General features: G+C 36.0%; 13 protein-coding genes. 7 read left to right on the top strand and 6 right to left on the bottom strand.

Features of this window, described 5'->3' with window-relative positions; all coding sequences use genetic code 11:
• Positions 1 to 20 precede the first annotated feature (20 nt).
• Positions 21 to 608 (bottom strand): LURP-one-related family protein, encoded by a 588-nt coding sequence (locus AC51AA_RS09335; protein ID WP_500701847.1) that lies wholly within the window; start codon positions 606 to 608, stop codon positions 21 to 23.
• A 302-nt stretch (positions 609 to 910) separates the two neighbouring features.
• Positions 911 to 1,747, bottom strand: a complete 837-nt coding sequence (locus AC51AA_RS09330; protein WP_500701846.1) for a DUF6929 family protein — start codon at positions 1,745 to 1,747, stop codon at positions 911 to 913.
• 267 nt (positions 1,748 to 2,014) lie between these two features.
• Here AC51AA_RS09330 and AC51AA_RS09325 point away from each other — a divergent pair, with 267 nt between their 5' ends.
• From AC51AA_RS09325 to AC51AA_RS09315, 3 genes are all read left to right on the top strand, one after another.
• Positions 2,015 to 2,896 carry a PPK2 family polyphosphate kinase gene (locus tag AC51AA_RS09325; RefSeq protein ID WP_500701845.1) on the top strand — a complete coding sequence of 294 codons (882 nt, stop codon included), beginning with the start codon at positions 2,015 to 2,017 and terminating at the stop codon, positions 2,894 to 2,896.
• A gap of 196 nt (positions 2,897 to 3,092) precedes the next feature.
• Positions 3,093 to 4,544 carry a PhoX family protein gene (locus tag AC51AA_RS09320; RefSeq protein ID WP_500701844.1) on the top strand — a complete coding sequence of 484 codons (1,452 nt, stop codon included), beginning with the start codon at positions 3,093 to 3,095 and terminating at the stop codon, positions 4,542 to 4,544.
• Between the two features lie 95 nt (positions 4,545 to 4,639).
• Positions 4,640 to 6,412, top strand: coding sequence for a cytochrome c peroxidase (locus tag AC51AA_RS09315; protein WP_500701843.1), 1,773 nt, complete (start codon positions 4,640 to 4,642; stop codon positions 6,410 to 6,412).
• An 83-nt stretch (positions 6,413 to 6,495) separates the two neighbouring features.
• Here AC51AA_RS09315 and AC51AA_RS09310 read toward each other — a convergent pair whose 3' ends face one another.
• The gene (locus AC51AA_RS09310) at positions 6,496 to 7,032 is read right to left on the bottom strand and encodes a hypothetical protein (protein ID WP_500701842.1); all 537 of its coding nucleotides are present in this window, start codon (positions 7,030 to 7,032) and stop codon (positions 6,496 to 6,498) included.
• A gap of 189 nt (positions 7,033 to 7,221) precedes the next feature.
• On the opposite strand from AC51AA_RS09310, the gene AC51AA_RS09305 reads away from it, so the two are divergent.
• The 3 genes from AC51AA_RS09305 (at position 7,222) to AC51AA_RS09295 (ending at position 10,937) form a co-directional block, all read left to right on the top strand.
• Positions 7,222 to 8,607: an MATE family efflux transporter gene (locus tag AC51AA_RS09305; RefSeq protein ID WP_500701841.1), complete on the top strand. Its 1,386-nt coding sequence runs from the start codon at positions 7,222 to 7,224 to the stop codon at positions 8,605 to 8,607.
• Between the two features lie 126 nt (positions 8,608 to 8,733).
• Complete coding sequence (locus AC51AA_RS09300; RefSeq protein WP_035620235.1) at positions 8,734 to 8,961, top strand: DUF8828 family protein; 228 nt, start codon at positions 8,734 to 8,736, stop codon at positions 8,959 to 8,961.
• A 38-nt stretch (positions 8,962 to 8,999) separates the two neighbouring features.
• Positions 9,000 to 10,937, top strand: coding sequence for an LTA synthase family protein (locus AC51AA_RS09295; protein ID WP_500701840.1), 1,938 nt, complete (start codon positions 9,000 to 9,002; stop codon positions 10,935 to 10,937).
• A 67-nt stretch (positions 10,938 to 11,004) separates the two neighbouring features.
• On the opposite strand, the gene meaB is transcribed toward AC51AA_RS09295, so the two are convergent.
• From meaB to AC51AA_RS09280, 3 genes are all read right to left on the bottom strand, one after another.
• Positions 11,005 to 12,096 carry a methylmalonyl Co-A mutase-associated GTPase MeaB gene (gene meaB / locus AC51AA_RS09290; RefSeq protein WP_500701839.1) on the bottom strand — a complete coding sequence of 364 codons (1,092 nt, stop codon included), beginning with the start codon at positions 12,094 to 12,096 and terminating at the stop codon, positions 11,005 to 11,007.
• Between the two features lie 102 nt (positions 12,097 to 12,198).
• A complete protein-coding gene (locus tag AC51AA_RS09285; protein WP_500701838.1) occupies positions 12,199 to 12,840 on the bottom strand; it encodes an NAD(P)-dependent oxidoreductase in 642 nt (213 codons plus the stop codon).
• 58 nt (positions 12,841 to 12,898) lie between these two features.
• Positions 12,899 to 13,306 carry an Rrf2 family transcriptional regulator gene (locus tag AC51AA_RS09280; protein WP_500701837.1) on the bottom strand — a complete coding sequence of 136 codons (408 nt, stop codon included), beginning with the start codon at positions 13,304 to 13,306 and terminating at the stop codon, positions 12,899 to 12,901.
• A gap of 98 nt (positions 13,307 to 13,404) precedes the next feature.
• Between AC51AA_RS09280 and AC51AA_RS09275 the strand changes: the two genes are divergently transcribed.
• A complete protein-coding gene (locus AC51AA_RS09275; RefSeq protein WP_500701836.1) occupies positions 13,405 to 14,316 on the top strand; it encodes an AEC family transporter in 912 nt (303 codons plus the stop codon).
• Positions 14,317 to 14,325 lie beyond the last annotated feature (9 nt).

Here is a 14,325-nt window from a genome sequence, read left to right as displayed (position 1 = left end):
ATTTAACTTTAACAACTTAGTTATTCTTTTAAAACCATATCGATACACATAACGGCTGCAAGAATTAGTTGTCTTTGCGGACTGTCTGGCGCCACTGTTTCCTCGATTTTTAGTATATAATTGTCAGCGCTGGTAAAGAATTCTTTTCCGGCTCCAGCCCATTTTTTACTTACTTGTGCCAATTGCTTGTTTTCATGTGAGAATTTAAAATCCCAGCCGGTCCATTTTCCCTGCAGGGTACAAACTGGTTTTTCATTTTTGTCCAGAATTTCAAATTTCCCTCCAAAAGACCAGAATTTTTGTTTAAAGGTCCCTACTAGACGTTCTTTATCATCGAAAACTTCAACCGTGGAGCGAAATATGGCAACACCACGTTTTACGGATATAATTTTCTCACCTGTTGCTGTTGCAATTTCAACATTAAAAGGAGTCATTCTTTTATAGTCCGTGAAACGCATAACTTTAGTGAAAAAGCCCAGATTGTTCTCGCGACAATTCATGGTTAACTGATTGCTTTCAGGGTTATAAATGTCATAGTTATTAGCGGCTTTAAACATGCCAACGTGTTCTTTTACAAGAAATAGATTCTGATTTAAAATAGGGTTCATGTAATTTTATTTTGAGTGTAATTATTGATTTGGTTTTCTTTCGAAGGATTTTCAAAAGGAAACCAAATGTAATAAAATAGGTGTTAATAATAGTGTGAGATTCTGACGTTAAATCAAAATAAAAGAACAATTGTCAGGATTATGATGAATCTCTTTTTTAATTCTAATGCCTATACGGTTATAGAGGTTCTAGGATCATTAAACAGCAAGTTACTTTGTATTTTGACAAAGGGGGATGAGGCACTGAGCCCACTGTACAACCAAGGCTAGTTCCTGTTAGGAATACTGTGGGCAGTCTATTTCTATTTAAGAGGTAAGCTTAATTTGAAAATCTTGGTTTCTAAAAGTTCGGTATCGTTATCCTCACATAGCAAGAACTCTATGTTTTCCTGTGATTTTTTATAGAATGTCAAACCTTCAAATTTATTGGTGGAAGTAATTTTTTGCGTATAATCGATCTTCATTGTTTTAAGATCGATTCTGCCAATAAAGCTCCCTAATATGTCCCCATCATCGTAAGTTGATTTGGTGTCTTCGGTAGTAGAAAGAAAATAGATTTTATCCTCTACTAGAATGGCATCGGTAAAACTGGAACGAATCCCTTTTATTTTAGGTAGTTTGTAATTGGTGGCTACTAGTGCAAATTCCTCACCCAAGTTTTTGGCATGAAGAGTGAAAATGGTGTTTTTGTTTGACATCCCGTTGCCGCGATTAAATAAATACCAATTGTCTCCATCGAAAATAGCACCTTCTAGATTAAAATCTTCGGGTTTTATGGAGCCGAAATTTTGCATGACAGCGTATAAATCCACTAAATTGTTTTTTTGTAGAATGGTTTTACTTTTGAGATCGAAGGCAATCATCCTGTTTCGGTTTTGGGTAGAGCCAGAGCCGAAGACATATAAAGTATCGTTGTGATGCGTTAGGGATTCAAAATCAGGTTTTAGATTTTTGGCGATGTTTTGCGCTGGATTATCTATTAAAGCATGCTGATTTAATTGCTGGTTTTGCATACTGTATTCGTATAAAAATCCACTATTGTCTCCAATGATGTATAGCGAGTCATTATTGAGAAATAATCCAGATGCCGAACCGATGCCAATGATTTGAAATAATATTTCTAATGTAAATTTTTCCATAAGTAGTGTTTTGAAGCCCATAGTCTAGCGCTGATTATATCTTACAAATTTCTCTTGATATAAAGTTCGAAGAACTTGTTTCTTGGTGAGAAAAAGCAAAAAAAGTATTGTAATCAATAGTCAGCATGTGCTTGGTAAAAATAGTATATTTACTATTACGAAAAAATGGATCTTCATCAAATTAGCCAAAACTAGAGGTTTGTGGAAATACAATCGATTCGTAAAAGGAAGTATAAATAGGAGGACTAATTAAAAAACTTTGTTGATATGAATTCAATTGATCCAAAAAAATTTAAAGTTGTCGATAATATAAAGTTATCAAAAATCCCAACCCTATTGGATATAGAGGCTACAGAGAAGGAAAAAGAGGTAAAACTCGATAAGGTTCAGGCCAAATTAAGCAAACTACAAGATGTGATGTATGCCCATAATCGGTATGGTGTTTTGATTTGTTTACAAGGAATGGATACTTCGGGCAAAGACAGTTTGATTCGAGAGGTTTTTAAGGAGTTTAATCCACGAGGAATGGTGGTTCACAGTTTTAAAACACCAAATTCGACAGAGCTGGAACACGATTATTTGTGGAGACATTATCTCGCCCTACCAGAAAAGGGGAAATATGCTATTTTTAATAGAACCCATTATGAGAATGTTTTGGTTACTCGTGTACATCCGGAATTTATACTCAATGAGAATTTACCAGGAATTGAAAAAGTGGAGGACATTCCAGAAGATTTTTGGGACAAGAGAATTGAGCAAATTAATAATTTTGAGAAGCACATTACCCAAAATGGGACTATAGTGTTGAAATTTTATTTGCATTTGAGTAAAGAGGAGCAGCGCAAACGGTTATTGCGCCGCTTAGATGAAGAAAAACACAATTGGAAATTCTCGGAGGGTGATTTAAAGGAGCGTGAACATTGGGATGAATATCAACAATATTATGAAGAAGCGATCAATAAAACCTCTACTACAGCAGCTCCATGGTATGTCGTTCCTGCTGATGATAAAGAACTAGCACGTTTTATAGTGGCTAGAATCATCTGGGAAGTAATGCAGAAGCATAGCGACATTAAAGAGCCCGAATTGGAACAGAATATCAAGGATAATATTAAAGTATACAAACAGCAATTAGAAAAAGAGTCTTAACCATAAGACTCTTTTTTTTTGGCTGCATGTTATTGTAAGTTTATGAATGTCTTGTATTACTAATTTAATGTTAATTTTTTAAGGGTTTAAAAAGCTGTTGGGGATGTTCTATTGATTTTTTAATAATACTGCAATCATTTTTAGTTAAAGTGTAAGGGGTTACTTTGTCAAAAAATATAAACCAACTTAAATTAAAATGAAAAGAATTATTTTGCCCCTAATTGTTCTAGGCTCATTGATGACATCGTGTAATAACGACGTTAAAGATCAAGAAGAAACAACGGCAGTTGTATTAAAAGACCAATCAGTAACGCCAAGTTTATTAAAAGCGAAAACAGGTTTTGAAAACTTGAAGATTTATTCTCTTTTTGGTTCGGATGATGTTTTTCCTGAGAGTCCAAATTATGTTTTTGGTGGTTCTGCGGATGGTTCAGGTTTGTTAAAAAATAGCGATGGAACGTTTACTTTTTTAGTAAACAACGAAGATAATTTTGCCGTTTCTAGAATTACGTTAGACAAAACTTTTAAACCTACTAAAGGAGAGTATTTGTTAAACTCTAGTGGAGGAACTTGGAGATTATGTGGAGCAACAATGGCGACACAAGAGGAGCATGGTTTTGGACCTGTTTATTTGACTTGTGGTGAATCAGGAGAAGAATCTCGTACACATGCATTGGATCCATTCGGAAGTGCTGGTTCTGCATCTGTATCTAAGGAAATTGCAGGATTTGGTCGTTTAAGTGCAGAGAACGCTTTGCCTTTACGCTCTTCTGCCTACAAAGGAAAAACAGTAGTGGTAATTGGAGATGATGACTCTGGAACTTACGGAGGTCAAGTTTTTATGTATGTATCCAATACCGTTGGTGATTTAACAGGTGGTTCTTTGTATATGTTGAAAAGAAATGATGATAACCAAAGAGAGAAAGACATGGAAGTGAGTAAATCTTATCCTGTTTCTTTTGTTAAAATTGACAAACATACAACCCTTACTGGTGCTCAAATCAATGCTTCAGTAAATACGCTAAAGGCAATTAAATTTGGTAGAGTAGAGGATTTGGACTATAGAAAAGGGGGAGGAGCTGCAGATCGTGAATTGTATTTTAATGCAACTGGACAAGATGTAACGGGAACTAATGCTGATGCTTCAAGAACAAAATACGGTAGAGTTTACCGCTTAAATCTGGATGCTGTAGATCCATTAAAAGGTACTTTAGAAGTGGTTCTAGACGGAGATAATCGCAGTGGTATAGCTGGGAAATTTCAAAATCCAGATAACATTTGTGTGACTAAAAATTATGTTTATGTTCAAGAAGATGCTAACGGATACGGAGATGAAACTCACGATGCCTATATCTATCAATACAATATTGCTACAAAAGACTTAAAAGTTGTAGTGGAATTAGATCACCGTCGTACCGCTACAGATGCCGCTAAGTATAATGTAGGTGGACTGTCTAAATTTGGAGATTGGGAATACGGTGCTTTAATCGATGTGTCTGATCAAGTAGGTATCGAAGATACTTTTATGCTAAGTGTACAACCTCATACTTGGACTGGAGATAAATACAAAGGTGTTGATGGCGGAACTAACCGTCCGAATGAAAAACAAGCAAGTCAAATCGTTGTCATTAAAGGTTTAGCGAGATAAATTTATACATTATTACACAACAGTGGTCCACTATTTCTATTTGAGATAGTGGCTTCTGTTTTATGGAATATTCGACTCTTAATAGGTATTAGATCATGAAAAAAATATATTGTTTGTTGTTTTTGGTGGCCTTAGTGGGCTGTCAGAAAAAAAGCAAACATCAGGAAGTAAATGAATTGTTTAAAAAAGATATTACTTTATTGATTCAAAAAGTAGCCAAGCTTAAATATTCGGTGCAATCGGATTCGACGCAGGCGCAAATTCAACGACAGTTTCTAGAGGCGCATCAAAGCTATAAAAAAGTGGAGATGATAAGCGAATACTACTCCCCAACGGTTTCTAAGGCGATTAACGGTCCTGCTATAAGCGAGTTTGAAGAAAATGATAAAATAACCGTTCCTCCGGAGGGCTTTCAAGTTATCGAAGAATCCTTATTTCCTAAATATGACCGGGCTAGTAAAAAAGAATTGGTTCAAGATCTAGGTGTTCTTGCGGCCAATTTAACCCGTTTGGAAAAGGTGTCTAGTACCAATGAATTGACTGATGCTCATGTTTTTGACGCTATGCGATTACAGGTTTATCGCATCATTACTTTAGGAATTACTGGCTTTGATTCCCCTATTGTCCAAAATTCACTCCCTGAGGCGCTGGTGTCCATGGAAACGATAGGGCGATATTATCAAATTTTTACCCAAAAGGAGAAAGTATCCAATGCCAAAGAAGTTCTCGGAATTCTAGAGAAAGGGGAGCAGTATCTAAAAGCTAATACTGATTTCAATACATTTGATCGCGCTTTTTTTATTAGGGAAATTGCCAATCCATTAAGCAAAGGGCTTTACCAAACACAAAGTGAACTAGGGATTCCTTTTATGAAGGAAGTCAGAGGATTAAAACCAACAGCACAAACGCTCTTTGATAAAGATGTCTTTGATGCAGAGGCATTTTCGGGTTTTCCGGATTATGAAACGACTCCTGAAAAAATAGCTTTAGGAAAAAAACTGTTTAACGACCCCATTTTATCGGGTAACAATACGCGCTCTTGTGCCTCTTGTCATCATGCAGATAAAGCCTTTACCGATGGAGCGGAACGTGCTGTTTCTTTAGACGGGAAAACGCTGATTCAACGCAATACGCCAACGCTTACTAATATTGCTTTTCAGCGCGTGTTTTTCTCGGATTCGAGAGTGAGTTATCTCGAAGATCAGGCCATTGCGGTGATTAAGAATGAAAATGAAATGCATGGATCTCTGGATAAATCGGCCCTAGCGATTCAAAAAAACAAGCAATATGTGAAAGCGTTTAAAGAAGCCTTTCCTACAGGAGAAATAAATGCCTTTGCGATAAAAAATGCCTTGGCCTCTTACATTCGGTCTTTGAGTCATTATGAGGCTAAATTTGATCGCTATATGCAAAATAAGACCGACTTTACAGCAGAGGAAAAGGCTGGATTCAATTTATTTGCGGGTAAAGCCAAATGTGCAAGCTGTCATTTTATCCCGCTTACCAATGGAACAGTTCCTCCCAATTTTGACAGATCAGAAAGTGAGGTATTGGGGGTGCCTAATAAACACAAAACACTGGATGGGGATTTAGGTAAGTTTGTCACTACACAGGCAGACCTTCATAAGTACTCGTTTAAAACCCCTACCATACGCAATATTGAACTTACGGCTCCTTATATGCATAACGGTGTTTACAAAAGCTTAGAAGAGGTGGTAGACTTTTATAATGAAGGTGGTGGTATTGGTTTAGGATTTGATCTTGCTAATCAAACATTACCAGCGGATAAATTGGGCTTAAACGCCAAAGAAAAGAAACAACTCATTGCTTTTATGAAGACCTTAACGGATGATCGGTATCAACAGTAGGAAAATAAAATAAATAAACCCGACAGCGCTAGCGCTATCGGGTTTATACCCAAAAACAAAAAATAAAATTAACCTAATTTATTTTATAATTTGAAACCATAAGCCAGACGTAAAGCCACTTGATTGGTATCGAATTTGTTGTAATCTTCGTATCGAACACTTATGTCGATATATTTGTTAGCATAACCAATTCCTGGAGCCCATAAAAATGTAGTTTGATTATAACCATTTGTCACTGCAAAACCGGCACCCACTTCACCTAATACATAAAATTGATCGTCCCAAACAAAGGCTTTTAAACCTGCTTTTGCTGGAATAAATCCAAGATCTTTGGCATCTTTACCAACGAATAAATTTGTGAAACCAGTGGTTAAGGTTAGTGAAGTTCTTTTAGATAGATCATACTGTAGACGTACATCTCCACCCAAAGCCCAATCGTATTTGTTGCCAGTTGGTAAACCTCCATTCAAACCAAATCCTAGTCTGAAACCTTGATCGTAATTTTTGATCTCGTTTTGAGTTTTATCCGATGGAGCAACGTCTTGTGCAAAAGTGTTCGTATTACATAAGAACGCAAAAGCAGCTATAAACAACATTTTTAAGTTTCTTGAATTTTTCATAACAATTTTTTTTGAATTAATAATGGTGTAAAAATAAAGGCAAGGCTTTAGGGCTTTGTTATATAATTCTTCAAAAGTGTTATATAATATAAGGGTTAGTACATTAGGGGCTAATGTTTACTTATATTTTTAATAATAAGAAAGAATCCAAAGCTTCTGATTATCTTTGCCGACTAAAAAAGATTGAGAGTGAATTTAGCGCAGTACACCAAAGAGTTTTCGTATAATTTAAGATTAGCGTATCCTATAATATTAGGTATGGTGGGACATACCTTAATCGGTATAGTCGACAATATAATGGTGGGGAAGTTAGGAAGTACGGAATTGGCAGCCGTTTCATTAGGGAACAGCATGATCTTTATTGCCATGTCATTGGGGATTGGATTTTCCACTGCTATTACGCCTATAGTTGCCGAGGGTGATGCAGAGAAAAATGATGGTAAAATCCGTTCAGCATTTCATCATGGTTTGTTTCTGTGTATTATTTTAGGATTGATGCTTTTTGGGGTCATTGTTTTGGCTAAACCCATAATGGAAATGCTTGAACAACCAGCGGATGTAATTGCACTGGCCAAACCTTATTTGGATTGGGTTGCTTTTTCGTTGATTCCACTGATCATGTATCAGGGGTACAAACAATTTGCAGATGGACTTTCATTGACTAAATATTCGATGTACGCTATGATTATGGCCAACGTGCTCCATGTTGGAATCAACTATGTGTTGATTTACGGTATCTGGATTTTTCCAAAGATGGGTATTATTGGGGCCGCTCTAGGAACTGTAATTTCGAGAATATTTTTAGTAATGTTCATGCATATTATGCTTTCAAGAAGAAATGATTTGAAGCGCTATTTCCAGAATTTTAGCTTTGAAGAAATAAAAAAAGAAACCCTTAAAAAAATTATGAGCATCGGATTTCCATCAGCGATGCAAATGCTTTTTGAAGTGGTGTTGTTTACTGCATCGATTTGGCTTTGTGGTAATATTGGGAAAACTAGTCAGGCTGCCAATCAAATTGCATTGAGTTTAGCTTCGATGACCTTTATGTTTGCCATGGGATTAAGTGTGACTTCAATGATTAGAGTTAGTAATCAAAGAGGATTAAATGATTTTAAAAACTTAATAGTGGTGGCCCGTTCGATCTTTTTGCTGGCCATTATCATAGAAACTGTGTTTGCTATTTTATTTGTTGCCTTTCATAATTTCTTACCTCATATCTTCTTGAATATGGAAAATGATGGACAGTTAGTGGACAATACAGAAGTGATTGCGATTGCTTCAAGATTGCTTTTAATAGCAGCCGTTTTTCAAATTTCTGATGGGATACAAGTGGTTGTTTTAGGGGCTTTACGAGGATTGCAAGACGTGAAAGTTCCGATGTATATTACTTTTGTAGCGTATTGGATTATAGGCTTTCCGATTTCGTATTATTTAGCGGAATATACGGAGTTAAAAGCAGCAGGGGTTTGGATTGGTCTGTTAGCCGGATTAACAGCAGCGGCTATATTTTTATATATTCGTTTTCACTACCTCACCAAAAAATTAATCGATAATTCAGTTTCAAATTCTTAAATTTGGAACATTAAAAAATAAGCTGTTGATTTTATTGATTCGTTAGGTTGCTAAGAAATCAGTAAGGGATGCGGAAATATAAATAAGCTGCTTGACAGCTACTAGCAAAATAAAACAAAAACAAACATGGAATTACCTAAATTTTTACTCGGCGACAATACTGATTTCCCAGAAGATATCTTCATTATTCACCTGGATTACCCAAGGTTTATTATCAATTTGAAAGATGATGAGGTGGAGTTTATGGAAGAAGCGGAAGATCTTGATGAGGCAGAATTAAATGCTGAAATGGAAGGGTTAATTGTGCTAGCGAATGAATTTTATGACCGAGAAATAAAACGTTACGAGGAGTAATTTATTTTGAAGTTTTTTTGACGCCCTAAACCTTTCTAATGAAAAAATTAAGTTTTTTAAAACCTGTTTTTAACTTTATAGCAATTGGATTGCTAATTACCACTTTAAGTCGAATATTTTTATTTTTCCTGTTTAAAGATAGAGTTGTTGAAACGCCAAATTTCTGGTATATTTTTCCAATCGGATTGCGAATGGATTTAATATTACTGTGTTATTTGTCCTTTTTGCCAGCCGTTTTAATTACTTTTTTGCCAAGCAAATGGCTTAAGTTCACCAATTCTTTTTTGGTGGTGTATAGTTTTTTATTTCTGTTTCTTATTCTTTTTGTAGAATTGGCTACTCCAGATTTTGTCAAGCAATATGATACACGACCTAATAAGATATTTTTAGATTATCTGATTTATCCCAAGGAAGTGGTGGGTATGTTGTTAAAGAGTTATTTGACTTCTATTATAGTTACCTTTTTAATTCTTGGACTAGTGGTTTATTTTGCTTTCAAAAAAGGAAAAAAATATTTTCATACCACCAGTGGGGACTATAAATTTAAAGTAATTATTTTTCCTTTAGTTGCTTTTCTATTGTTTTTCGGAGCACGTTCTAGTTTGGTTTCAAAAAGACCAATTAATGCGAGTAATGCCGTTTTTTCAACGGATCAATTAACGAATTGTTTGGGCTTGAATTCATTTTATACGGTAGCATTCGCTGCTTATTCAATCAAAAATGAAGGAAACACCAAAATGTATGGAAAGATGGATGAGGCTGAAGCAATCGCTCGTGTTAAAAAATACATGATTGCGGGGCCTACTGATTTTACGGATGCTGAAATTCCATTTCTACATGTGCAAAAAGCCGATACTGTTTTAGAGAAGCCATATAATTTGGTGATCTTTCTACAGGAAAGTTTGGGAGCAGAATATGTTGGCATTTTAGGTGGAAAACCTTTAACGCCTGAATTTGATAAATTGTCAAAAGAAGGTTTGTTGTTCACCAATTTGTATTGTACAGGAACTAGGAGTGTTAGAGGGATTGAGGCTGTAGTGACTGGTTTTTTACCGTCTCCTTCGGAAAGTGTGGTGAAATTAGGGAACTCCCAACAAGGATTTTTCACTTTGGCAGATGCCTTGAAAAGAAAAGGATATGAGACGAGTTTCATTTATGGAGGAATGGCCAATTTTGATAATATGGCGTCCTTTTTTAACGGAAATGGGTTTCAAGACATCGTAGATCAAGAAGATTTTGATACGGATGGGCAAAAATATGCCTTTAAAGGAACTTGGGGGTATTCAGATGAAGATTTGGTAACCAAAGCCAATAGTTATTTTAAGGCTAAAGGAGATAAACCTTTCTTTTCTTTGATGTTTTCTACGTCTAATCACGAGCCGTTTGAGTATCCTGCGGGAAGAATCAAACCCTATGATAAGAAAGCAGCTACGGTAAACAATGCTATGAAATATGCCGATTTCTCGATTGGTAAGTTTTTTGAAATGGCCAAAAAGGAAGCTTATTTCAAAAATACTATTTTCATTGTTATTGCCGATCACAATACTAGAACATACGGAAAGAATTTAGTACCGATCAATAAGTTTCATATTCCAGCTTTGATTATGGGACCTGGTGTTCAAAAAGGAGCTGTGTACAATAAATTGGCTAGTCAAATTGATATTCCACCTACTTTATTAAGTTATTTAGGCTTGTCTTTTGAAACGCCAATGGTCGGTAGAAATTTGAATAAATTGGATGCCAAAGTACAAGGTAGATCGATCATGCAGTTTAACGACATCAATGCTTTTAGAGTGGAGAATCAAGTGGTGATCATGCAACCGAATTTAAAACCGTTGCAGTTTGAAATCAAAAATGACACTACTTTAATTCCGGTAAAACTAAATGAAGATTTAGCCAAAGATGCATTGGCACATGTGATTACAGCGGGTAATTTATACAAAGAGAATAAGTATAAGTTAAGAAGTACGAAGTAATCTTTACTTTGATAAGTTCTGCTATCGAGATAAATATAGAGCAGAACTTGTTAGTTAAAAAATAAAGCTATTTTCTTTTAAAATAGAGATTCAACAAATATTGAGCAGCTGCAAAAGGTGATATTTCATCATTTTGCACTGCTTTTTTGTTTTGTTCCAATTCGGTAATAATATCGGGATGATTATAGAAATTGGTTGTTAAGTGTTCGTTGATGGCTTCCATCATCCAAAACTGGTTTTGTTCCTGTCTTTTTTCTTGAAAATAATGGCTAGCTTGTGTCATTTGAAAATAATCCAGTAGGATTTGCCAGACTTCAGGAAGTCCCTCATGGGTAATGGCGCTACAGGTGGTTACCTTAGGTTGCCAGCCCGATTTTTTAGCAGGGAATAAATGTAGGGCTCTGGTAAATTCGGTTTTAGCAAGTGCTGCTTTTTTTGTATTATCTCCATCGGCTTTGTTGATGACAATGGCATCGGCCATTTCCATAATGCCTCTTTTAATACCTTGTAATTCATCACCCGCGCCTGCTATTTTTAAGAGTAGAAAAAAGTCAACCATACTATGAACAGCGGTTTCACTTTGTCCGACACCAACAGTTTCAATTAAGATGGTATCAAATCCTGCAGCCTCACAAAGGATGATGGTTTCTCTAGTTTTACGAGCTACTCCACCAAGAGTCTCCCCTGAAGCACTTGGTCTGATAAAGGCATTTTCATCCTTGACCAATTCTTCCATTCTTGTTTTGTCACCTAGTATACTTCCGTGGGAAAAGGTGCTGCTTGGGTCTACAGCGAGTACAGCTAGTTTTTTTCCTAGTGCAGTAAGTTGTTTACCAAAAGCTTCAATAAAAGTACTTTTTCCAACACCAGGAACTCCTGTAATGCCGATTCTTACGGATTTATTGGCGTGGGCTAAGCAGCTGTTGATTACTTCATTTGCTTTTGCAAAATGAGTAGGGTTGGTGCTTTCGATAAGGGTGATCGCCCGGCTCAAAGCGGTTATGTTTCCAGCTAAAATACCCGATACCAATTCTTGGACAGAGGGTTGAATTCGTCGAAAACGTTGAATTTGTTCAATAGCTGTTTCACTGGTAATTTCAGGAGGTGAAATGCCAGGCTTTTCATTTAAACTGCTGAGTTGTTTTTTAGGTGTAGACAAACGCTTTGTTTTTTTTAAGTAAAAGTAAGCAAAACAAAAACAGTTTCAAAAGCAAGGAGGCCTTAGAAACTGTTTGGATCATTTTGTTTGTCTGCAGTGGCATTAATAGGCTGCGGTAAAACGCAGTTGATGGTGTTTTGGTGTTTCCGCTTCATCAGCAATAACTACGGCCAAATCTTCTACCGATAAAATACTTCTTTGGTTGTCGTCAAAAACAGGATTTTCTAAACCTAAGCGGTATTGAGCGGTTCTTCCTGTTGTGATGCCAGGATGCATTTCAAAAGCGGGGCTAAAAAAGGCCCAATCCAATTTTTTATCTTCTTTTAAAATATTGAGATAATCTCTTGCGGCTGTGGCGCCTGCATGATATTCTTTGGGAAAGTCTGGGGTATCTACTGCTTGTAAATTAGGAGCTACAAACAAACTTCCACCGCCGCCGATAGTAATAAAACGGCTCACGCCAGATTGTGTCACTGCTTCTTGAATCGCCTTGGATCCCGCGATAAAATCATCGTAGATATTAGGATTGGTCCATCCAGGATTGTAAGCGTTGATCACTATGTCATTTCCTTTTAGTGCAGCTGCTAAAGCAGTAACATTGAATATGTCCGTGGCGATCCAGTTGATAGTAGAGCTGTCTTTTACATTTCTGGCAATAGCTGTAAGCTCATGTTTTCTGTTGGTCAATTCGTTTAAAATGGCTGAGCCTACAAATCCTGTAGCTCCAATAATGGCGATTTTCATGATAATATAAATTTAATTAGTAATAAAAATTGTTACAGTTTAGGGTAAAAAAAGACTATTAGAATTGGTTGGCAAAATCCTCTAGGGAGATGTCTTCCAATTGTAAGCTCAATTTTTCATTCATTTCAGCATATAAAGCACTTAAATTTTGGTTGATCTTTTTTCCAACAGGACAATCCGGATTGGGCTGATTTTTTGCATAACCCAAATTGATGTTTTCAAAAGTCATTTCAAAGATCGCTTTTAAGCTGATTTTTGAAGGATCAATAGCTAGTTTTGTTCCGCCGTTTTTACCTTCTTTGCTCTCTACAATATGATGTGTTTTTAAATTGGCAATTTCTTTTCGAACCAAAACAGGATTTAGATTAATACTTCCTGCGATAAACTCCGATGACAAATAATCATTTGGGAATTTAGTAAGCAAAGTAAGAATGTGAGTCGTTATGGCAAATTTACCTGAAATCATACTGTAATAAAATATGTTACAAATGTAGTTGGTTTTATCTAATAAAAAATAATTTTAACTAAAAATTAAACCTTATTTTTGTCTGCAGTCCTGATACCATGAATTTTATACTGATTTTTTTCTTTTTAGCATTGGGTTTGACTTTGCAAAACGTAAAGCGTTTCCCCACTCACATATACAAGAGCATTAACAAAATTGTTATTTATTTTTGTTTGCCAGCCATTACCTTGTACCACATTCCAAAAATTAAATGGAGTAACGAACTGTTGTTTCCCATAGCAGCTGGTTGGATCAGTTTTGCATTGGCGGTTTTGTTTTTTCATTTTTTAGGAAAAAAGCGGGGTTGGTCTAATAAATTGATTGGCTGTTTGATTTTAACGGCGGGATTAAGTAACTCTTCTTTTTTGGGTTATCCCATAGTGGAAGCTTTATTTGGTAAAAAAGGATTAGAAACAGCAGTGCTCGTGGATCAACCAGGTACTTTTGTCGTGGTTTCTACGTTGGGTGTTTTTGTGGCGGCTTTTTATTCTAGGGGAAGTGCCAATACTTTTGGTATTTTGAAAAAGGTGATGTTGTTTCCTCCTTTTTTAACCTTTGTGGTGGCCTGTGCTTTGAATATCTGTGGCTATGATTTAGATCTGAACGTGCAAGAGGTTTTATTGAAAATAGGGAGTTTGGTAACACCACTGGCATTGTTTTCAGTTGGTTTGCAACTCAGTTTTGATAGAAAAAGTAGACACTGGAGCTTTTTGAGACTTGGGCTTTTCTTCCGGCTTATCGTGACACCACTGATTATTTTGATAGTGTATGTTTTTATCTTCAACCAACATAGCGAGGCAATCAAGATCACGGTGATCGAAATGGCTATGGCACCGATGATTACGGGGGCAATTCTGGCCTCAACTTATGGTTTAAAACCAAAGTTAAGTAGTATGATGATTGGATTTGGAATCCCAATTTCATTTGTAACCCTAGCCATCTGGTATTTTATCGTTAGTTTTGTAGTATAATTTTGTTAT

The organism is Flavobacterium sp. OHVDL-2026-0007 (assembly GCF_059882335.1).
This window is presented reverse-complemented; position numbering and strand designations above follow the sequence as displayed.